The sequence below is a fragment of the Isoptericola sp. b408 genome, from assembly GCF_030588085.1.
Classification (GTDB): domain Bacteria; phylum Actinomycetota; class Actinomycetes; order Actinomycetales; family Cellulomonadaceae; genus Isoptericola; species Isoptericola sediminis.
The window spans coordinates 1,039,010-1,058,657 of record NZ_JAUQYQ010000001.1; the positions used below are offsets into that span (position 1 = coordinate 1,039,010).

A 19,648-nucleotide genomic window follows, 5' to 3' on the forward strand; every position below is an offset into this window, starting at 1 on the left:
CCATGGCCCGTGCCCCCCGCCCACCAGCGCCACGACGCGCCGTCGCCACGCTGGCGGCGCTCGCCGTGGCCGTCCCCGCCGTGGCCGGCGGGCTGGCGCTCGCGGGTGTTCCCGCGGCCAGCGCCGCCGACCGGTCCGTCGCTCTCGTCGGTGACCTGCAGTCCGAGCTGGGCTGCGGCGGCGACTGGGACCCGGCGTGCGACGCCACCGAGCTCGCGCTCGTCGGCGACGGCACCTATGCGGCCGAGTTCGACGTCCCCGCCGGCACCTACGAGTACAAGGTCGCGATCGACGACTCCTGGGACGAGGCCTACGGGCGCGACGGCGGCGGTGACAACGCCCCCCTCGTGCTCGGCGGCGACACCCGCCTGCGCGTCACCTACGACGACGCCACGAACCTGACCGCGCTGACCCCGCTCGGCCTCGCGGGCGAGTACGACGCCGCCACCGACGACGCGGTCGTCGCGGCGCCCGCGCGGCAGGCCGGCGGCGACGAGCAGTTCTACTTCGTCATGACCGACCGGTTCGCCAACGGCGACACCTCCAACGACACCGCCGGGCTCGGCGACGACCCGCTGGTGTCCGGGTTCGACCCGACGAACAAGGGCTTCTACCAGGGCGGCGACCTGGCCGGCCTGCACGACAACCTCGACTACGTCGAGGGGCTCGGCACCACCGCCATCTGGCTCACGCCGTCGTTCAAGAACCGCCCCGTCCAGGGCAGCGGCGACGACGTCAGCGCCGGGTACCACGGGTACTGGATCACCGACTTCACCCAGATCGACCCGCACCTGGGCACCAACGCGGAGCTCGAGGCGCTCATCGCCGACGCCCACTCCCGTGGCATCAAGGTGTACTTCGACATCATCACCAACCACACGGCCGACGTCGTCGACTACGCCGAGGGCGAGTACTCCTACATCGACCAGGCCACCTCGCCGTACACCGACGCCGCGGGGAACACCTTCGACCCGGCCGACTACGCCGGCACGGGCGACTTCCCCGAGCTCGACGCCGCGACGTCGTTCCCCTACACCCCGGTGGTCGCCGACGCCGACGCCGAGGTCAAGGTGCCGGCCTGGCTCAACGACTCGACGCTCTACCACAACCGCGGCAACTCGACCTGGAGCGGGGAGTCCGTCACCTACGGCGACTTCGCCGGCCTGGACGACCTCATGACCGAGCACCCGACCGTGGTGAACGGGTTCGTCGAGGTGTACCAGGACTGGGTCGACCTCGGCATCGACGGGTTCCGCATCGACACCGTCAAGCACGTCAACCGCGAGTTCTGGGACACCTGGACCACCGAGGTCCTCGACTACGCCCACGCCGCCGGCAAGGACGAGTTCTTCATGTTCGGCGAGGTGTACGACGCCGACCCGAAGCTGCTCTCGCCGTACGTGCGCGAGACCGACATGAGCTCCGTGCTCGACTTCGCCTTCCAGGCCTCGGCCACCAGCTACGCCAGCGGCAACAGCGCGAAGGGACTCGCCGGGATGTTCGCCGGTGACGACCGCTACACGACGCCGGACACCTCCGCGGCCGCGCTGCCGACCTTCCTCGGCAACCACGACATGGGCCGCGTCGGCTACATGCTGAACAGCACCGACGACCCGCTGGCACGTGACGAGCTCGCCCACGAGCTGATGTACCTCACGCGGGGCCAGCCCGTCGTCTACTACGGCGACGAGCAGGGCTTCGCCGGCACCGGCGGTGACAAGGACGCCCGCCAGACGCTGTTCGCCACCCAGGTGGACTCCTACGCCGACCAGGAGCTGGTCACCGGCGAGACCGCCGGCAGCCAGGACCGGTACGACACCGACGCCCCGCTGTACTCGCTCATCGCCGACCTGTCGGCGCTGCGCGGCGGCACGCCGGCGCTGGGGCAGGGTGCGCAGATCGAGCGTCACGTCGCCGACGGCGCCGGGATCTACGCCGTCAGCCGCGTCGACCGGGACGAGAAGGTCGAGCACCTCGTGGCGCTGAACAACGCCTCCGAGGAGCGCACGGCCACCTTCGCCACCCTCACCCCGGGTGCCACGTACAGCGCGCTGTACGGGGACACCGGTGAGGTCACGGCCGACGCCTCCGGCGAGGTCACGGTGACGGTCCCGGCGACCTCCGCCGTCGTGCTCGTCGCCGACCGTACGGTCGGTGCGGACACCTCGGGCGACATCACCCTCGAGGTCCCGGCCGCCGGCGCCGCCGTGTCCGGTGACGCCCCGGTGCGGGCCGCGATCGACGACGCCTGGGCGGAGACCTCCTTCGCGTGGCGCGAGGTCGGTACCACCGACTGGCAGCCGCTCGGCACCGCCGAGGACACGACCCCGCGGGTCTTCCACACCACGGCCGGGCTGCCCGAGGGCACCCTGGTCGAGTACCGCGCGGTGACCGTCGACGCCGACGGCGACCGTGCCGCGGCCTCGACGTTCGCCTCCGTGGGGGTCGACGTCTCCGGTACCGCCGGCGAGGAGGAGCCTCCGAGCGACATCGACATGGTGACGGTGCCCGGCAACCACAACAGCGAGATGGGCTGCGCCGGGGACTGGACGCCGGACTGCGAGAACGCCCGCCTCACCGAGCGCGCCGACGGCGTGTTCGAGGGCACGTTCGACCTGCCGGCCGGCGACTACGAGTACAAGGTCGCGATCAACGGGTCGTGGGACCTCAACTACGGTGCCGGGGGCGAGCAGAACGGCGCCAACGCCACGTACAGCCACGACGGCGGCGAGATCACCTTCTACTGGGACCCGGTGGGCAAGGACTTCTCCTCGACCGCCCAGGGCCCGATCGTCACGCTGCCCGGCTCCTACCAGGACGAGGCCGGCTGCCCCGGCGACTGGCAGCCCGAGTGCCTCGCGACCTGGGCCAAGGACCCGGATGGCGACGGCGTCTACACCTGGTCCACCGACGCCCTGCCGGGCGGTGCCTACGAGGTCAAGGTGGCCCACGGCATGAGCTGGGACGAGAACTACGGCGTGGACGGGGCGCGCAACGGCGCGAACTACTCCTTCTCCGTGGGGGAGAGTGACACCGTGACGTTCTCCTACGACATCGCGACGCACCTGCTCACCATCGGGACCGAGAACCCGCCGCTGGCGGGCAGCGGGCAGCAGGCCGCGCACTGGGTGCGCGAGGACCTCCTGCTGGCCCCGGGCGACCTCGGGACCGGCGACACCTGGACCCTGTGGACCGCCCCCGAGGGCGGCCTCGAGGCCACCATGCCCGACGGTGGCGACGACGGCGGCACCACCGTGACCGGACCCGACGGCGGCGAGCTGCCCGAGGGTGCGGCCTCCTACACGCTCGAGCCCGGCGACCTGCCGGACGGCGTGGCCGAGGACTTCCCGGCGCTGGCCGACCACACGGCGCTGGTGCCGACGTCGGACGGCGAGGCCCTGGACCGCGCGACGGTCGAGGACCTGCTCACCGGCCAGCTCCTGGTGACCCGCACCGACGGCGACACCCTCACGGCCGCCACCGGCGTGCAGGTGCCGGGCGTGCTGGACGACCTGTACGCCAAGGAGGCGGCGAGCCGGCCGTTCGGCGTCACGGTGCACCCGAACCTCAAGTGGGCCCTGTTCGGGCTCTGGGCGCCGACGGCGAAGGACGTCGACCTGCTGGTCTGGCCCGCGGGTCGCGACCTGGGTGAGGAGCCCGACCGCTTCGACACCGCCCGCACCGCGGACGGCTCGTGGACGCTGGACGGCAAGGCCGAGGACAAGGAGTACCCCTGGTACGGCGCGCGCTACCAGTTCGCCGTCGAGGTGTACGTCCCCAGCGCCGGGCAGGTGGAGACGAACGTCGTCACCGACCCGTACTCGGTGGCGCTGACCACCGACTCGACGCACTCGGTGGTCGTGTCGCTGGACGACAAGCAGTTCGCACCGAAGGTCTGGCGCACCAGCGCCCAGCCCGTCGTGGAGCGGCCCGTCGACCAGACGATCTACGAGCTGCACGTGCGGGACTTCTCGGTCGAGGACTCCACGGTCCCGGAGAAGGTGCGGGGCTCCTACCTGGCCTTCGCCGAGTCGGACTCGAACGGCATGACGCACCTGCGTGAGCTGGCCGAGGCCGGCATGACGACGGTGCACCTGCTGCCGACGTTCGACATCGCCTCGATCACCGAGGACCCGGCTGACCAGGAGACCACCGGCGACCTGTCCGGTTTCGCCCCGGACTCCACCAAGCAGCAGGCCGCCGTCGCGGAGGTGCAGGGTCAGGACGCCTTCAACTGGGGCTACGACCCGTACCACTTCACGACGCCGGAGGGCTCGTACGCCGTCGACCGCGAGGGCGGGGCCCGCGTGGCCGAGTTCCGCACGATGGTGGGCTCGCTGCACGAGGCCGGGCTCCAGGTGGTCCTCGACCAGGTGTTCAACCACACCGCCCAGAGCGGTCAGGCCGAGAAGTCGGTGCTGGACAAGGTCGTGCCGGGCTACTACCACCGGCTGAACCCGACCACCGGCGCCGTCGAGACCAGCACCTGCTGCCAGAACGTCGCCACCGAGCACGCGATGGCCGAGCAGCTCATGGTCGACTCCGTGGTCACCTGGGCCCGCGACTACAAGGTCGACGGGTTCCGGTTCGACCTCATGGGTCACCACTCGCGCGACAACATGCTCGCCGTCCGCGAGGCGCTCGACGCGCTGACGGTCGACGAGGACGGCGTGGACGGTTCGGCGGTCTACCTGTACGGCGAGGGCTGGAACTTCGGCGAGGTGGCCAACAACGCCCTGTTCACGCAGGCCACGCAGGGCCAGCTCGGCGGCACGGGGATCGGGACGTTCAGCGACCGGCTCCGCGACGCCGTGCACGGCGGGTCGCCCGTCGACGGTCCGTCGACGTTCACCCAGGGCTTCGGCACCGGGCTGTTCACCGACCCGAACGGGCGCGAGGCCCGCACGGGCGAAGCCGACACGGTCAACGACGGCGGGGACGACGAGGCGGCCGACCTCGCCCACCAGACGGACCTGGTCCGCCTGGGTCTGGCCGGCAACCTGCGGGACTACACGTTCCTCACCTCGGACGGCGAGATGACCCGGGGCGAGGACCTCGACTACCGCGGCTCCCCGGCCGGGTACGCCGAGTCCCCGGAGGAGGTCGTGACCTACGTCGACGCCCACGACAACGAGACGCTGTTCGACCTGCTCACGCTCAAGCTGCCGCAGGCGACGTCGATGGACGACCGCGTCCGGATGAACACCGTGTCGCTCGGCACGGCGGCACTGGCCCAGACGCCGTCGTTCTGGCACGCGGGCACGGACCTGCTCCGCTCGAAGTCGCTGGACCGCAACTCCTACGACTCCGGCGACTGGTTCAACGCCATCGACTGGTCCGGTCAGGACAACGGGTTCGCCCGCGGTCTGCCGATGGCCGCGGACAACGAGGAGAAGTGGCCGCTCATGGCGCCGCTGCTGGCCGACCCGGCGCTCAAGCCGACGCCGGACCACATCGCCACGGCCTCCGCGCAGGCGCGGGAGCTGCTGGAGCTGCGCTCGTCGACCGGGCTGTTCCGGCTGGGGTCGGCCGAGCTCATCCAGGAGAAGGTCTCCTTCCCCGGCTCGGGTCCGGACGCCGTTCCGGGCGTCATCGTCATGGCGATCGACGACACGGTCGGTACCGACGTCGACCCGGCGCTCGACGGGGCACTCGTGGTCTTCAACGCCTCGCCCGAGGCGGCGACGATCGACCTGCCCGACCTCGCCGGACGGGGCTTCGAGCTCTCGCCGGTGCAGGCCGGCGGCGTCGACCCCGTCGTCCAGGAGACCTCCTGGGACGGTGACGCCGGGAGCGTGACGGTGCCGGCGCGGACCGTCGCGGTGCTGGTCGAGCCCCAGGGCTGACAGGGGGTCCACAGCAACGTGCAGGCCGGGAGGCGGAGCTCAGGGTCGGCCTCCCGGCCTGCGCATGTCTGCGCCGTTCCTCGCCTCGTCCTCACGCCGGTGAGCCCGCGTCCGCCAAGAAGGTCCGCACCTCCCGGGTGAAGGCGTCGGGGGTCTCGACGTTGCTCAGGTGCCCGACGCCGGGCAGCACGACGAGCCGGGAGCCCGGGATCGCCTCGTGGAGGGCCGCAGCGACCGGCAGCGGGGCACGGACGTCGAGCTCGCCGTGCAGCACGAGCGTGGGCACGCGGAGGTCGCCGAGGGCGTCGCGCAGGTCCGCGGCCGCCATGGCATGGAGCATGGTCAGGCTCGCGCGCGGGTGGACGCCGGACATCAGGTCGAGCGTCCGCGCCCGCAGAGAGGCCGGTGCCGACGGGGTCAGCAGGCCGGGCAGGTACTCCGGCAGCCACTCGTCCGGGTCGCGGGTGACGTCGTCGGCAGCGCGCCGGAGCCGGCGGCCGACCTCGTCCGGCCGGAGCGACCCGGCCCAGCCGGCGTAGGCGCCGCAGAGGACGAGGCTTCGGGGAAGCTTCGGGTGCCGGGTCGCCAGGGCGAGCGCCACCCCGCCGCCGAACGAGAGCCCCAGGACGTGCGGCCGGTCGAGGCCGAGGGCGGCGACGAACCCCGCGAGGGTGTCGGCGTAGTCGTCGAGCGTGAAGTCCTCCGGCGGGTCGTCGGAGCCGCCGGCGCCCGGGGCGTCCCAGGCGACGACGTCGAACTGGTCGGCGAGCGCGTCGAGCTGCGGCTCCCACGCCCGGCTGTCGAACCCGAAGCCGCCGTGGAGCAGCACCAGGGGATCGCCTCGGCCCGTCCGTCGGTAGGTGATCCGCCGGCCCGAGACGGTGACCGCGTCCATGCTCCGAGCATGGCATCGTGGGGGCCTGCTGCGCTCCCCGGTCTCGGCGACCGAGGTGCGCATAGGTTCGAGAGTCAAACGCAGGAAGTTCCTCTTTCGGTCAATTCGGGCCCCGAGAGATGCTTGTTAACGTTCACCTGTAACCGGATCGTGATGATCTTGTCCGTTCAGAGCGTTGACTTCGAGTCCCGAACTCAGCAGAGTGTTCCTCGGTCGTCATGACGGCGGCCTTGGTCCGGCCCTCGGTGGGCACCGGCGGTGAAGGTCGCCGCCGGCGGGACCCTCGACGACGAGAAGGAGCGCGAGGATGCGACTCGGCAACAAGATGGGCGCGGTGGCCGCGGGTGCGGCGCTGACGCTCTCCCTGGCCGCCTGCGGTGGCGAGGGCGCGGGCTCCGGCACGGACGGTGCCGCGGGCGACGGCGACGAGAACGTCAAGGTCGGCGTCGCGATGCCGACGCAGACCTACGAGCGCTGGATCCAGGACGGCGGCAACGTCGAGGCCGGGCTCGAGGAGCTCGGGTACGACGTCGACCTGCAGTTCGCGAACGACGACATCCCCACCCAGACCCAGCAGATCGACTCGATGATCACCGAGGGCGTCGACGTCCTCATCATCGCCTCGATCGACGGCACGGCCCTGACCAGCCAGCTCGAGGCCGCCGCGGCCGCGAACATCCCGGTCATCGCCTACGACCGCCTCATCCGCGACAGCGAGAACGTGGACTTCTACACCACGTTCGACAACTTCGCGGTCGGCGTCGCCCAGGCCAACGCCCTGCTGCGCGGCCTCGGCTACCTGGACGAGAACGGCGAGCCGACCGGTGAGGAGGGCCCGTACAACATCGAGCTCTTCGCCGGTTCGCCCGACGACAACAACTCGCACTTCTTCTTCGACGGTGCGATGTCGGTCCTGCAGCCGCTGATGGACGAGGGCGTCGTCGAGGTCCCGTCCGGCCAGACCGACTTCGGCCAGGTCAGCACGCAGCGTTGGGAGCTCGAGACCGCCCAGAGCCGCATGGAGGACCTGCTGACCTCCACCTACACCGGCAACGACAAGAAGCTGGACGGCGTGCTCGCCCCGGCGGACGTGCTCTCGCGCGGCATCATCAACGCCCTGCAGGGCTCGGGCATGGGCCCGACGATCGAGGAGGGCCTGCCGATCGTCACCGGTCAGGACGCCGAGATCGCCAACGTCAACCTGATCAACGACGGCGTCCAGTCCTCGACGATCTTCAAGGACACCCGCAAGCTTGCCGACCAGGCCGTGGCCGCGACCCAGTCCTTCGTCGAGGGCGAGGAGCCCGAGGCGAACGACACCGAGACCTACGACAACGGCGTGAAGGTCGTCCCGTCGTACCTCCTCGAGGTCGAGACCGTCTTCGCCGAGGACATCGAGCCGGTCCTCGTGGACTCCGGCTACTACACGATGGACGAGGTCGAGTCCGGCCAGACCGCGGAGTGATCCCGCGGGTCTGACCCACCTCATCACGGCCGGGCCGTCCGTCGTGCGCCACCCCGCCACGACGGACGGCCCGCCCCGGGTCCGCCGCCGGCCAGCCGCCGCGGTCGTACCCCCACCCAAGGAGGGACGAGAGCGTAGATGAGCACCATCCTGGAGATGCGCTCCATCACCAAGGAGTTTCCCGGCGTCAAGGCGCTGTCGGACGTCACCCTCACCGTCGAGCAGGGCGAGATCCACGCCATCTGCGGTGAGAACGGTGCCGGCAAGTCGACGCTGATGAAGGTGCTGTCGGGCGTCTACCCGCACGGCACCTACGACGGCGAGATCGTCTTCGACGGGTCCGCGGCCGAGTTCGGGTCCATCTCGGACTCCGAGCGCGAGGGCATCGTCATCATCCACCAGGAGCTCGCCCTGGTGCCGTACCTGTCGGTCGCCGAGAACATCTTCCTCGGCAACGAGACCCGGGGACGCTTCGGCCTGGTCGACTGGAACGCGGCCAACCACCAGGCGTCCGCCCTGCTCGAGCGCGTCGGCCTGCACGAGAACCCGACGACGCCCATCGGCCAGCTCGGCGTCGGCAAGCAGCAGCTCATCGAGATCGCCAAGGCGCTCTCGAAGGAGGTGCGCCTGCTCATCCTCGACGAGCCGACCGCCGCCCTGAACGACACGGACTCCGAGCACCTGCTCGAGCTCCTCCGCGCGCTGCGCGCCGAGGGCATCACCTGCATCATCATCTCGCACAAGCTCAACGAGATCGAGGAGATCGCCGACCGCACGACGATCATCCGCGACGGGCAGACGATCGAGACGATCGACATGTCCGAGACGGAGTCCACGCAGGACCGGATCATCCGCGGCATGGTGGGACGCGACATCGAGAACCGCTACCCGCACCGCACGCCGGACATCGGCGACGAGGTGCTGCGGGTCGAGGACTGGAACGTCGACCACCCCACCCAGGCCGGGCGCCGGGTCATCACCGATGCCTCGTTCACGGTCCGCGCCGGCGAGGTCGTCGGGATCGCCGGGCTCATGGGCGCCGGCCGCACCGAGCTGGCCATGAGCATCTTCGGCCGGTCCTGGGGACGCAACATCCGCGGCTCCGTCTACAAGGACGGCAAGCGGATCCAGGTCCGGACTGTCGCGGAGGCGATCGGGCACAACATCGCCTACGCCACGGAGGACCGCAAGCAGTACGGTCTCAACCTCATCGACGACATCCGGCACAACATCTCCGCCGCCGGCCTGTCCAAGCTCGCCCCCGGTGGCTGGGTCAACAGCAACGAGGAGCTGAAGGTCGCCGAGGAGTACCGCGACTCGCTCAACATCAAGACCCCCAACGTCGTGGCGGAGGTCGGCAAGCTCTCGGGCGGCAACCAGCAGAAGGTCGTGCTGTCCAAGTGGCTCTACACCGACCCGGACGTCCTCATCCTCGACGAGCCGACCCGCGGCATCGACGTCGGTGCGAAGTACGAGATCTACACGATCATCAACAAGATGGTCGCGGCGGGGAAGGCGGTCGTCGTCATCTCCTCCGAGCTGCCCGAGCTGCTCGGCATCTGCGACCGCGTGTACACCCTCGCCTTCGGTCGCATCACCGGTGAGCTCCCCGTCGCCGAGGCGACGCAGGAACGCCTCATGGAGCTCATGACCCTCGAGCGCGACCAGCCCCTGCCCACGAAGGAACTCACCTCATGAACGCCATCGCCTCGGTCCGGGACGCGCTGACCCGGAACATGCGCCAGAGCGGCATCCTCATCGCGTTCGTCGCGATCGTCGCGCTGTTCGCCGCCCTGCACCCCGCCTTCCTGTCCCCGACGAACCTGACGAACATCGTCCTGCAGTACTCCTACATCCTGATCCTCGCGATCGGGATGGTGATGATCATCGTCGCCGGCCAGATCGACCTGTCCGTCGGGTCGGTGGTCGCGCTGACAGGAGCCGTCTCGGCGGTCGTCGTCGTCCGCAACGGGATGCCCTGGTGGGCCGGTGTGCTCGCCGCGCTGATCGTCGGCCTCATGGTCGGCATCTGGCAGGGCTTCTGGGTCGCCTACGTCGGCATCCCCGGCTTCATCGTGACCCTGGCGGGCATGCTGCTGTTCCGCGGCCTGACCTTCCTGGTGCTCGACAACGCCTCGCTGTCGCCGTTCGGCGGCACCTACTACGACATCGCCAACGGGTTCCTCAACGGGTTGCTCGGCGGGTACGGGTACGACGTCTTCACCCTGGTGATCTTCGGCATCGCCGTCGTCGGCTTCGCCGTCTCCCAGTGGCGGACCCGTCAGGGCAAGATCGCCTACCAGCAGTCGGTCGAGTCCATGCCGCTGTTCGTGCTGAAGCTCGTGCTCGTCGCGGCGGTCGTCATGTGGTTCGGCTACCAGCTCGCGTCCTCGCGCGGTCTGCCGGTCGTGCTGATCATCCTGTCCGTGCTGATCATCGCCTACACGCTGGTCACCCAGAAGTCGGTGTTCGGCCGCCACGTCTACGCCGTCGGCGGCAACCGGCACGCCGCGGAGCTGTCCGGCGTCGCCGTCAAGAAGATCAACTTCTGGATCTTCGTCAACATGGGCGTGCTGGCCTCGGTCGCCGGCATCGTCTACTCCTCGCGCATGAACGGTGCCCAGCCGGGCGCCGGCAACATGTTCGAGCTCGACGCGATCGCCGCCTGCTTCATCGGCGGTGCCTCGACGACCGGCGGCGTGGGCCGGGTCGGCGGCGCCATGATCGGTGGTCTGATCATGGCGGTCATGTCCAACGGCATGCAGCTCATGGGTGTGCCGCAGTCGATGCAGCAGGTCGTCAAGGGCCTGGTGCTGCTGCTGGCGGTCGCCTTCGACATCTGGAACAAGAAGCGGGCCGCGGCCGCCCGCTGAGTCCGGAGCTCGATGCCGACGGGCGGGTGGGAGGTCCCACCCGCCCGTCGGCATCCCCTCTACACTCCAGGTCGTGAAGGGACGGCAGTCGATGGCGCGCACGCAGTCGTCGTTGCGGGAGGCCAACCGCTCCCGCGTGGTCGACGCCGTCAAGAAGTACGGCAGCCTGACCCAGGTGGAGCTGGCCGGTGCCACCGGCCTGTCCGCCGCCACCGTCTCGACCATCGTCAAGGAGCTCGTCGCCTCCGAGGTGGTCGAGGTCCGCAACACCGTCCGCTCCGGGCGGCGGGCCCAGCTCGTCACGCTCTCGCACCGCGTCGGCCTGGTGGCCGGCGTCGTCGTCGGGTACCGCACGATGCGGGTGGCGCTCGCCGACGTCGCCCACGAGGTCCTCGCCGAGCAGACGCTCCCGCTGCCGGCCGACCACCGGTCCGACACCAGCCTCGACCGGGCAGCGCTGCTCGTCGTGGACCTGCTCGAGCGGGTCGGCTCGACCCTCGACGACCTGCTCGGCATCGGGCTCGGGGTCCCCGCGCCCGTGCACCCCACCACCGGGATGATCAGCGTCCGCGGCGTGCTGCGCGGCTGGGACTCCGTGCAGATCGCCCAGGTGCTGGAGAAGCGGCTGGCCCGCCCGGTGTTCGTCGACAACGACGCCAACCTCGGGGCGCTCGCCGAGTCGACGATGGGCGTCGGGCGCCCGTGGCGGGACATGGTCTACGTCAGCGTCTCCCACGGCGTCGGGGCCGGGATCGTCATCGGCGGGACGGTGCACCGCGGCGTCGACGGCACGGCGGGGGAGATCGGCCACGTCCAGGTCGACCCGGCCGGACGCATCTGCCTGTGCGGCAGCCGCGGCTGCCTGAACACCGTGGTGGGGCTGCCCGCGCTGCTCGAACCGCTGCAGACCAGCCACGGCAACCTCTCCCTGCGCGACGTCGTGCGGCTGGCCGGGGACGACGACCCCGGCTGCCGGGAGATCGTGGCCGACGCCGGGGAGCGGGTCGGCGCCGTCATCGCCGCGCTCGCGACGGGGCTCGGGCCCCAGGGCGTCGTCGTCGGCGGGGAGCTCGCCGAGACGGGCGAGACGTTTCTGGCACCCTTGCGTGCGGCGCTCGAACGCCGCACGGTGCTCAACCAGGCCGGCGGCCCCGAGGTGGTGCCCGCCGCGCTGGGTCTGCGTGCCGAGCTGGTGGGTGCCGTCGCCCTCGCGCTCCAGCACACCGACGTGTTCGAGCGCCCCGACCGTACCGACGAGGAGATGGCTGGACGATGAGGCCGCCGGCACCGCACCGCACACCCCTGCTCGCCCTGCACGAGGTGAGCAAGTACTTCGGCGCCGTCGAGGCGCTGGTGGGCGTCGACCTCGAGGTGCACTCGCACGAGGTCGTCGCGCTCGTGGGGGACAACGGCGCCGGCAAGTCGACCCTGGCGCAGATCGTGGCCGGGGTGCTGTCCCCGGACGCCGGCCAGATCGAGATCGCCGGCAAGCCGGTGACGATCTCCTCGCCGTCGGCGGCCAACGAGCTCGGCGTGGCCAGCGTGTTCCAGGACCTGGCGGTGTGCGAGAACCTCGACGTCACGGCGAACGTGTTCCTCGGGCGGGAGCAGCGCAACCGGTTCGGGCTGATGCACGACGGCGCGATGGAGGTCGAGACGCGGCGCCTGCTCGAGCGGCTCACCGTGCGCATCCCGTCGGTGCGGACCACGCTGCGCCAGCTCTCGGCCGGTCAGCGCCAGGCGGTGGCGATCGCGCGCACGCTCATCGGCGACCCGCGCATCGTCGTCCTCGACGAGCCGACGGCCGCGCTGTCGGTGGCCCAGACCGGCGAGGTGCTCACGCACATCCAGCGGCTGCGCGACCTGGGTCTGGGCGTGATCCTCATCAGCCACAACCTCAACGACGTCCGCGCGGTCGCCGACCGCATCGAGGTGCTGCGCCACGGGCGCAACAACGGGTCCTTCCGCGCCACCGCCTCGCACGAGTCGATCCTGGCCGCCATCACCGGGGCGGCCTGAGTCCCGGGTCGCCTCAGCGGCGTTCGTGGTCGGCGAGCCCGAACGTGTCGTGCGGGTCGACGTGCGCGAGGATCGCGTCCAGCACCCGCGTCAACGACCGCACGTCGGCGGGTTCGAGGTCGTCGTAGACGTTCTCCAGCACCGTGCGGGCGTGCCCCGGTGCGCTCGCCACGACCTTCTCCCAGCCGGCGTCGGTGAGCCGGGCGACGGTGGCGCGGCGGTCGTCGGGCGCGGGGCCGCGCGTGAGGTAGCCGCGCTCCTCGAGCCGGCGCGCGACGTGGGAGAGCCGCGGCAGCGTGGCGCTGGTGAGCCGGGCGAGGTCGCTCATGCGCAGCGACCGGTCCGGGGCCTCGGACAGCATCGCCAGCGTCAGGTACTCGAAGTGCGTCAGGTGGGCGTCACGGCGGAGCTGCTGGTCGAGCAGCGCGGGTAGCAGGCTGATGACGGCCTGCAGGCGGAGCCAGCTGCGCATCTGCTCGTCGTCGAGCCAGCGCGGGGGTTCGCCCTCGTCCATGGGAAGGTCTCCTCGTCCTGATTGGTTGACACGACAACTGTACCGTCCTACCTTGGTTGTAGCGTCAACCAAATGGCGGGCGCCCCCACCGAGGAGGAACACTCATGACCAGCAGCATCAGCATCATCGGCGCCGGGAACATGGGCACCGCGATCGCCGGCCTCGCCCTCGCCGCGGGCTCCGAGGTCCAGGTCGTAGCCCGCGAGGTCACCGCCGCCGAGGCCGTCGACCCCGCCGTGGACGCCGCGGAGTTCGGCAAGCCGCTCACCGGTGACGTCGTCGTGCTCGCCCTGCCGTACCCCGCCCTCGACGACGTCGTCGCCACCTACGGCGACCAGCTCGCCGGGCGCACCGTCGTCGACATCACCAACCCGCTCGACGTCGAGACCTTCGACGCCCTCGTCGTGCCCGCGGACTCGTCCGCCGCCGCCGAGCTCGCCGCCGCCGTCCCCGGCGCCTCGGTGCTCAAGGCGTTCAACACCAACTTCGCCGCCACCCTCGCCACCGGCACCGTCGGCGACGTGCCCACCACCGTCCTCGTGGCCGGTGACGACGCCGACGCCAAGGCCGCCCTCGCCGCCGCCCTCGACGGGTCCGCCATCCGCGTCGTCGACGCCGGGTCGCTGCAGCGCGCCCGGGAGCTCGAGGCGCTGGGCTTCCTCCAGCTCACCCTCGCCGCCGGCGAGAAGACCGCGTGGACCACCGGGTTCGCGCTGCTCTGACCCGTCCCACCCCGTCCACCCCGCCCAGGAGCCGACCCATGAACACCGCGACCCCGCGCACCGACGACCTCCTCGCGGCCGAGACCACGATGGGAGCCGTCACGCTCCACGTCGGCGACCTCGCCGCGATGAGCGCCTACTACCGCGAGGCGATCGCCCTCACGGAGCTGCCGGACCTCGGCGCACCCGACCGGGTCGTCCTTGGGCGGGGACGGACCCCCGTCGTCGTGCTCCGGCACACGCCGGGACTGCCGGCGACGTCACGGCACCAGGCCGGGCTCTTCCACACGGCCGTCCTGTTCGACACCGAGGAGGCGCTGGCCGCCGCCGTGGTGCACGCCGCCCGGCACCCGCTGTCCCGGTTCGTGGGGAACGCCGACCACCGGGTCTCCCGGGCGTTCTACTTCACCGACCCCGAGGACAACGGCATCGAGCTCTACTGGGACCGGCCGCGGGACACCTGGCAGCGGTCCGGGGGCCGGGTCGCGATGGGGACGGACTGGTTCGACCCGCAGGCCTGGCTCCAGCAGCACCTGGACGAGTCGGCGCTGGCCGGCGCCTCCGGACAGGGAGCCCAGGTGGGCCACGTCCACCTGCAGGTCGGCGACATCCCCACCGCACAGCGGTTCTACGTCGACACCCTCGGCTTCGAGGTCATGGCGGACCTGCCCGGCGCGCTGTTCGTCGCGGCGGGCGGGTACCACCACCACCTGGCGGTGAACACCTGGAACAGCGCCGGGGCGGGGCCGCGGGCCGCGTCGCTCGGCCTGGGGCAGGTGGCGCTCACCGTCCCCGGCCAGGACGACGTCGACGCCCTGCGCGACCGGCTGCGCCACGCGCGGGTGCCGGTGCGCGACGACGGCCGGACCCTGCGCTTCGACGACCCCTGGAACACGCTCGTCGAGGTGTCGGTCGGCTGATCGGCGGCGAGAGCGGGGAGCAGGGGGAAGCCCGGGGCGCGGTCGTCCATCGCGAAGTGCAGGTCGCGCAGCGACCGTGAACGCGACCGTGCCCCGGGCTTCCCCCTGCTCCCTGACCTCCGGCTCAGTGGAAGACGACGGTGCGGTGACCGTTGAGGAGCACGCGGTGCTCGGCGTGCCACCGCACCGCGCGGGCCAGCGTGCGCCGCTCGACGTCCTCGCCCAGCGCCACGAGCTGACGGACGGCCCGGGAGTGGTCGACCCGTTCGACGTCCTGCTCGATGATCGGCCCCTCGTCGAGGTCGCCGGTGACGTAGTGGGACGTCGCCCCGATGAGCTTGACCCCGCGGTCGTGGGCCTGCGCGTAGGGGCGGGCGCCCTTGAACGAGGGCAGGAACGAGTGGTGGATGTTGATCACGCGGCCGTTGAGGTCGCGGCACAGCTCGTCGGACAGGATCTGCATGTACCGGGCGAGCACGACCAGCTCGACGTCCAGCTCGTCCACCAGGGACCGCAACCGGTCCTCCGCCTCCGCCTTGGTCGCGGACGTGACCGGCACGTGGTGGAACGGCTTGCCGTAGAAGTCGGCGATGTCCGCCAGGTCGGGGTGGTTCCCCACCACGCCGACGACGTCGATCGGCATCCCCTGGTCGCGCTCGCGGTAGAGGAGGTCGACCAGGCAGTGCGCCGCCTTGGACACCATGACCAGCGTGCGCATCGGCCGTCCGACGACGTCCAGGGCCCAGGTCATGCCGAACCGGTCCGCGACGTCCGCGACGGCCGGCTCCAGCTCGTCGCGCGAGGCGTGGGACTCGACCTGGACGCGCATGAAGAACAGCCCGGAGCTCGGATCGCCGAACTGCTGGGACTCGGTGATGTTCCCGTCGTGCTGGGCGAGCATCCCGCTGACGGCGTGGACGATGCCCGGCCGGTCGGGGCAGGACAGCGTCAGCACCCACTCGGTGGGCGGTGCGGCGGGGGGCTCGGCAGGTGCGGAGGTCGGCTGCGTGGTCACGCACGCCATTGTCGCCCAGTTCTGCCACGATGGACCCATGAGCGACACCACCGCCACGTCCGGCCGGCCCGACGAGGTGCCTGCCCGTTCGGAGGCGCCGACCCGCATCGCCCTCGTCGACGACGCGCACGCCGGCGAGCTGCTGACGCTGCGCCGCGCGGCGTTCGTCTCCGAGGCCCAGGTCTACGGCGACCCGAACATCCCGCCGCTGACGCAGACCCTGCACGAGCTGCGCGAGGACATGGCGCGGGACGACGTCGTCACGATCGGCGCCTGGACCGGGGAGCGTCTCGTGGGTTCGATCCGGGTCGAGCTGCAGGACGGCCGGGCCACCCTGGGGCGGCTGGCGGTCGCACCCGACCAGCAGGGCCGTGGCCTGGGGACGACGCTCCTCTTCGCGATCCTCGACCACCTGCCCGATGACGTGTCCGAGATCTGGGCCTTCACCGGCAAGGACTCGCAGCAGAACCTGGCGATGTACACCAAGCACGGTTACGAGGCCCAGTACGACGAGGCGGCGGGTGAGCTCACCTACACCTACCTGCGCCGGGTGCTGCACGAGGTGAACGCGCGTAACGCCGGCGAGCGTCCGGCCGGTTCGCCCGCCGACCGCCCGTGACCGGTCCGGCGGCGGCGCGCACGGTGCGCCGGCCGTCCATGGCGGACGTCGCGGCGCTCGCGGGGGTGTCCCACCAGACCGTCTCCCGCGTGCTCAACGCCCACCCGAGCGTCCGGGAGGCGACCCGTGACAAGGTCCTGGCCGCCATCGAGGAGCTCGGGTACCGCCGCAACAGCGCCGCCCGGGCCCTGGTGACGTCCCGCTCCGCGACGCTCGGCGTGGTGACCACCGGGTCGGCGTTGTTCGGTCCGACGAGCACGCTCATCGCGGTCGAGGAGGCGGCACGGGACCAGGGCTACTTCGTCTCGGTCGCCACGTTGCGCAGCTACGACACGGCGTCGATCAACCAGGTCCTCGAGCACTTCATGGCGCAGGGCGTCGACGGGATCGTCGTCATCGCGCCGCACGACGCGGTGGCCGCCGCGGTCGAGTCGTTCCGCTCCCCGGTCCCCGTCGTGCTGGTGGCGGCCCTGGAACCGTCGTCGGCGGACGCCTCCGGGCCGTCCACCCTGTCGGTCGCCGTGGACCAACGGGCCGGTGCCCGGCTCGCGACCGAGCTGCTGCTCGACCTGGGGCACGCCGACGTCGTGCACGTCGCCGGCCCGCAGGACTGGTTCGACGCGCGCGAGCGCCTGGCCGGCTGGCGCGAGGCGCTCGACGCGCACGGGGTGCGTCCCGCCCGGCCCCGCGAGTGCTCCTGGTCCGCCGGTGACGGCTACGCGGCGGGGCGGGACCTCGCCGAGGCCGTGGCCGCGGGGGAGGGGCCGACGGCGGTCTTCGCGGGGAACGACCAGCTCGCCCTCGGCGTCCTGCGCGCCGTGTGGGAACGCGGCCTGCGGGTGCCCGAGGACGTGTCGGTGGTGGGGTTCGACGACGTCGCCGGGGCGGCGTACTTCGTGCCGCCGCTGACGACGGTGCGTCAGCCGTTCGGCGAGGTCGGGGCGCACGCGGTGGCGATGGTGCTGGGCTCGCTGGCGGGGGACACGGTGGCGACCCGGCGCATCGCGCCGGAGCTGGTCGTGCGGTCCTCGACGGCGCCGCCGCGGCCGACGGCGAGGTAACCGGACGTGCCCGGACGCCGAGGTTTGGGCATCCACGATGTGAGCGTTAACATAGGCGGACCACGCGAGGAGGAACCTGGGATGACGCGGCACGACGAGGCGACCGGCAGCCGGGACGCCATCACCGCCGGGCGGACCACGCTCGGGATCGAGCTCGGCTCGACGAACATCAAGGCGTGCCTGGTCGGCCCGGAGCACGAGGTGCTGGCCAGCGGGACGCACGGCTGGGAGAACGAGCTCTCCGACGGGCTGTGGACCTACTCCCTGGAGGCCGTGCACGCCGGGCTGCAGGACGCCTACGCGGCGCTCGTGGCGGACGTCGAGCAGCGGTACGGCGTGCGCCCCACCACGTACGGCGCGCTGGGCGTCTCGGCGATGATGCACGGCTATCTCGCGTTCGACGCGGACGGCGAGCTGCTCGTCCCGTTCCGGACCTGGCGCAACACCAGCACGGGCCCCGCCGCCGCGAAGCTGTCCGACCTGTTCGGCCACAACATCCCGCTGCGCTGGTCGATCGCGCACCTGTACCAGGCGATCCTCGACGACGAGCCGCACGTCCCGCAGATCGCGTCCTTCACCACGCTCGCCGGCTACGTCCACCGGATGCTGACGGGCCGGCACGTCCTCGGTGTCGGTGACGCCTCCGGCATGTTCCCGATCGACCCGGTCACCCGGGACTACGACCGGCGGCTGCTCGACCAGTTCCGCCACCTCGTCGCCGCCGAACGGCCCGGTCTCCAGGTCGAGGGTCTGCTGCCCGAGGTGCTGCCCGCCGGCGCCGACGCCGGTCACCTGACCGCCGAGGGCGCCGCCCTGCTGGACCCCACCGGCGAGCTGCGGGCCGGTCCGGTGCTGTGCCCGCCCGAGGGCGACGCCGGCACCGGGATGGTCGCCACGAACGCCGTCGCGCCGCGCACGGGCAACATCAGCGCCGGCACCTCGATCTTCGCCATGGTCGTGCTCGAGAAGCCGCTGACCGGCGTCCACCACGAGCTGGACCTGGTGACCACACCCGCCGGCGACCTCGTGGCGATGGTCCACTGCAACAACGGCGCGAGCGAGCTCGACGCGTGGGCCGGGGTCTTCGCCGAGTTCGCGACGGCGCTCGGGCACCCCAGCCCGGCCGACGCCGTCTTCGAGGCCCTGTTCGGGGCCGCTCTCGACGGCGAGACCGACGGCGGTGGGCTGCTGGCCTACAACTACCTCGCCGGGGAACCGATCACCGGGCTCGACCAGGGGCGTCCGCTCGTCGTGCGCACCCCGGACAGCCGCCTGACGCTGGCCAACCTCATGCGCACCCAGATCTACGGCGCCTTCGGCACCCTGGCGCTGGGCATGAAGGTGCTGCACGGCGAGGGCGTCGCCGTCGACACGATGTTCGCCCACGGAGGCATGTTCCGGACGGCCGGCGTCGCCCAGCGTCTGCTCGCGGCCGCCGTCGACGCGCCCGTCGCCGTCGGACGGACCGCCTCGGAGGGCGGCGCCTGGGGGATCGCGGTCCTCGCCGCCTTCACCCGCGCGGCCGCCGCGGAGCCCGGTCTGACCCTGGACGGGTACCTCGCCGACCGCGTCTTCGCCGACGCCGAGCTGGACGTCGCCCGGCCCGACGCCGACGACGTCGCCGGCTTCGCGGCCTACCTCGAGCGGTACTCCGCCGGTCTCGCCGTCGAACGTGCCGCCACCGAAGCCCTCTGACGAC

14 protein-coding genes are annotated in these 19,648 nt (G+C 71.7%); 11 read left to right on the plus strand and 3 right to left on the minus strand.

Annotated features, from left to right (window positions below; translation table 11 throughout):
- Nucleotides 1-2: 2 nt before the first annotated feature.
- A complete protein-coding gene (gene pulA / locus Q6347_RS04900) occupies nucleotides 3-5,846 on the plus strand; it encodes a pullulanase-type alpha-1,6-glucosidase (RefSeq protein ID WP_304606810.1) in 5,844 nt (1,947 codons plus the stop codon).
- 91 nt (nucleotides 5,847-5,937) lie between these two features.
- Here pulA and Q6347_RS04905 read toward each other — a convergent pair whose 3' ends face one another.
- Nucleotides 5,938-6,741, minus strand: a complete 804-nt coding sequence (locus Q6347_RS04905; RefSeq protein ID WP_304606811.1) for an alpha/beta fold hydrolase — start codon at nucleotides 6,739-6,741, stop codon at nucleotides 5,938-5,940.
- Between the two features lie 307 nt (nucleotides 6,742-7,048).
- On the opposite strand from Q6347_RS04905, the gene chvE reads away from it, so the two are divergent.
- The 5 genes from chvE (at nucleotide 7,049) to Q6347_RS04930 (ending at nucleotide 13,098) form a co-directional block, all read left to right on the plus strand.
- Nucleotides 7,049-8,206, plus strand: a complete 1,158-nt coding sequence (gene chvE / locus Q6347_RS04910; RefSeq protein WP_304602454.1) for a multiple monosaccharide ABC transporter substrate-binding protein — start codon at nucleotides 7,049-7,051, stop codon at nucleotides 8,204-8,206.
- A gap of 138 nt (nucleotides 8,207-8,344) precedes the next feature.
- Complete coding sequence (gene mmsA / locus Q6347_RS04915; RefSeq protein WP_304606812.1) at nucleotides 8,345-9,904, plus strand: multiple monosaccharide ABC transporter ATP-binding protein; 1,560 nt, start codon at nucleotides 8,345-8,347, stop codon at nucleotides 9,902-9,904.
- Entirely contained in the window at nucleotides 9,901-11,079 is a 1,179-nt protein-coding gene (mmsB, locus tag Q6347_RS04920) for a multiple monosaccharide ABC transporter permease (protein WP_304602452.1), read from the plus strand. The genes mmsA and mmsB overlap by 4 nt, the downstream gene beginning before the upstream one ends.
- 91 nt (nucleotides 11,080-11,170) lie before the next feature.
- A complete protein-coding gene (locus tag Q6347_RS04925) occupies nucleotides 11,171-12,355 on the plus strand; it encodes an ROK family protein (protein WP_369810811.1) in 1,185 nt (394 codons plus the stop codon).
- Nucleotides 12,352-13,098 carry an ATP-binding cassette domain-containing protein gene (locus Q6347_RS04930; protein ID WP_171245462.1) on the plus strand — a complete coding sequence of 249 codons (747 nt, stop codon included), beginning with the start codon at nucleotides 12,352-12,354 and terminating at the stop codon, nucleotides 13,096-13,098. Before Q6347_RS04925 ends, Q6347_RS04930 begins: the two co-directional genes overlap by 4 nt.
- 13 nt (nucleotides 13,099-13,111) lie before the next feature.
- Here the strand turns inward: Q6347_RS04930 and Q6347_RS04935 are convergent, their stop codons facing one another.
- Nucleotides 13,112-13,612 carry a MarR family winged helix-turn-helix transcriptional regulator gene (locus Q6347_RS04935; protein WP_304602450.1) on the minus strand — a complete coding sequence of 167 codons (501 nt, stop codon included), beginning with the start codon at nucleotides 13,610-13,612 and terminating at the stop codon, nucleotides 13,112-13,114.
- 104 nt (nucleotides 13,613-13,716) lie between these two features.
- Here Q6347_RS04935 and Q6347_RS04940 point away from each other — a divergent pair, with 104 nt between their 5' ends.
- Nucleotides 13,717-14,334, plus strand: coding sequence for an NADPH-dependent F420 reductase (locus Q6347_RS04940; protein ID WP_304606813.1), 618 nt, complete (start codon nucleotides 13,717-13,719; stop codon nucleotides 14,332-14,334).
- A 38-nt stretch (nucleotides 14,335-14,372) separates the two neighbouring features.
- Nucleotides 14,373-15,254 (plus strand): VOC family protein, encoded by an 882-nt coding sequence (locus Q6347_RS04945; protein WP_304606814.1) that lies wholly within the window; start codon nucleotides 14,373-14,375, stop codon nucleotides 15,252-15,254.
- A 124-nt stretch (nucleotides 15,255-15,378) separates the two neighbouring features.
- Here Q6347_RS04945 and purU read toward each other — a convergent pair whose 3' ends face one another.
- Nucleotides 15,379-16,278 carry a formyltetrahydrofolate deformylase gene (gene purU, locus Q6347_RS04950; RefSeq protein WP_304606815.1) on the minus strand — a complete coding sequence of 300 codons (900 nt, stop codon included), beginning with the start codon at nucleotides 16,276-16,278 and terminating at the stop codon, nucleotides 15,379-15,381.
- A 28-nt stretch (nucleotides 16,279-16,306) separates the two neighbouring features.
- Here purU and Q6347_RS04955 point away from each other — a divergent pair, with 28 nt between their 5' ends.
- The 3 genes from Q6347_RS04955 to Q6347_RS04965 all read left to right on the plus strand — a co-directional run bounded on the left by Q6347_RS04955 (nucleotide 16,307) and on the right by Q6347_RS04965 (nucleotide 19,644).
- The gene (locus Q6347_RS04955) at nucleotides 16,307-16,888 is read left to right on the plus strand and encodes a GNAT family N-acetyltransferase (RefSeq protein WP_171245467.1); all 582 of its coding nucleotides are present in this window, start codon (nucleotides 16,307-16,309) and stop codon (nucleotides 16,886-16,888) included.
- A gap of 38 nt (nucleotides 16,889-16,926) precedes the next feature.
- Nucleotides 16,927-17,949, plus strand: a complete 1,023-nt coding sequence (locus tag Q6347_RS04960; protein ID WP_304602446.1) for a LacI family DNA-binding transcriptional regulator — start codon at nucleotides 16,927-16,929, stop codon at nucleotides 17,947-17,949.
- Between the two features lie 81 nt (nucleotides 17,950-18,030).
- On the plus strand, nucleotides 18,031-19,644 hold the full coding sequence (locus Q6347_RS04965; protein WP_304606817.1) for a xylulokinase: 1,614 nt from the start codon (nucleotides 18,031-18,033) through the stop codon (nucleotides 19,642-19,644).
- The last annotated feature ends 4 nt before the right edge of the window (nucleotides 19,645-19,648 follow it).

Coding starts and splice junctions, on each gene's coding strand:
- pulA (WP_304606810.1), top strand. CDS start 3: ATGGCCCGTGCCCCCCGCCCACCAGCGCCACGACGCGCCGTCGCCACG.
- purU (WP_304606815.1), bottom strand. CDS start 16,278: ATGGCGTGCGTGACCACGCAGCCGACCTCCGCACCTGCCGAGCCCCCC.
- Q6347_RS04965 (WP_304606817.1), top strand. CDS start 18,031: ATGACGCGGCACGACGAGGCGACCGGCAGCCGGGACGCCATCACCGCC.
- Q6347_RS04905 (WP_304606811.1), bottom strand. CDS start 6,741: ATGGACGCGGTCACCGTCTCGGGCCGGCGGATCACCTACCGACGGACG.
- mmsA (WP_304606812.1), top strand. CDS start 8,345: ATGAGCACCATCCTGGAGATGCGCTCCATCACCAAGGAGTTTCCCGGC.
- Q6347_RS04930 (WP_171245462.1), top strand. CDS start 12,352: ATGAGGCCGCCGGCACCGCACCGCACACCCCTGCTCGCCCTGCACGAG.
- Q6347_RS04960 (WP_304602446.1), top strand. CDS start 16,927: ATGGCGGACGTCGCGGCGCTCGCGGGGGTGTCCCACCAGACCGTCTCC.
- Q6347_RS04935 (WP_304602450.1), bottom strand. CDS start 13,612: ATGGACGAGGGCGAACCCCCGCGCTGGCTCGACGACGAGCAGATGCGC.
- Q6347_RS04925 (WP_369810811.1), top strand. CDS start 11,171: ATGGCGCGCACGCAGTCGTCGTTGCGGGAGGCCAACCGCTCCCGCGTG.
- Q6347_RS04955 (WP_171245467.1), top strand. CDS start 16,307: ATGAGCGACACCACCGCCACGTCCGGCCGGCCCGACGAGGTGCCTGCC.
- Q6347_RS04945 (WP_304606814.1), top strand. CDS start 14,373: ATGAACACCGCGACCCCGCGCACCGACGACCTCCTCGCGGCCGAGACC.
- mmsB (WP_304602452.1), top strand. CDS start 9,901: ATGAACGCCATCGCCTCGGTCCGGGACGCGCTGACCCGGAACATGCGC.
- chvE (WP_304602454.1), top strand. CDS start 7,049: ATGCGACTCGGCAACAAGATGGGCGCGGTGGCCGCGGGTGCGGCGCTG.
- Q6347_RS04940 (WP_304606813.1), top strand. CDS start 13,717: ATGACCAGCAGCATCAGCATCATCGGCGCCGGGAACATGGGCACCGCG.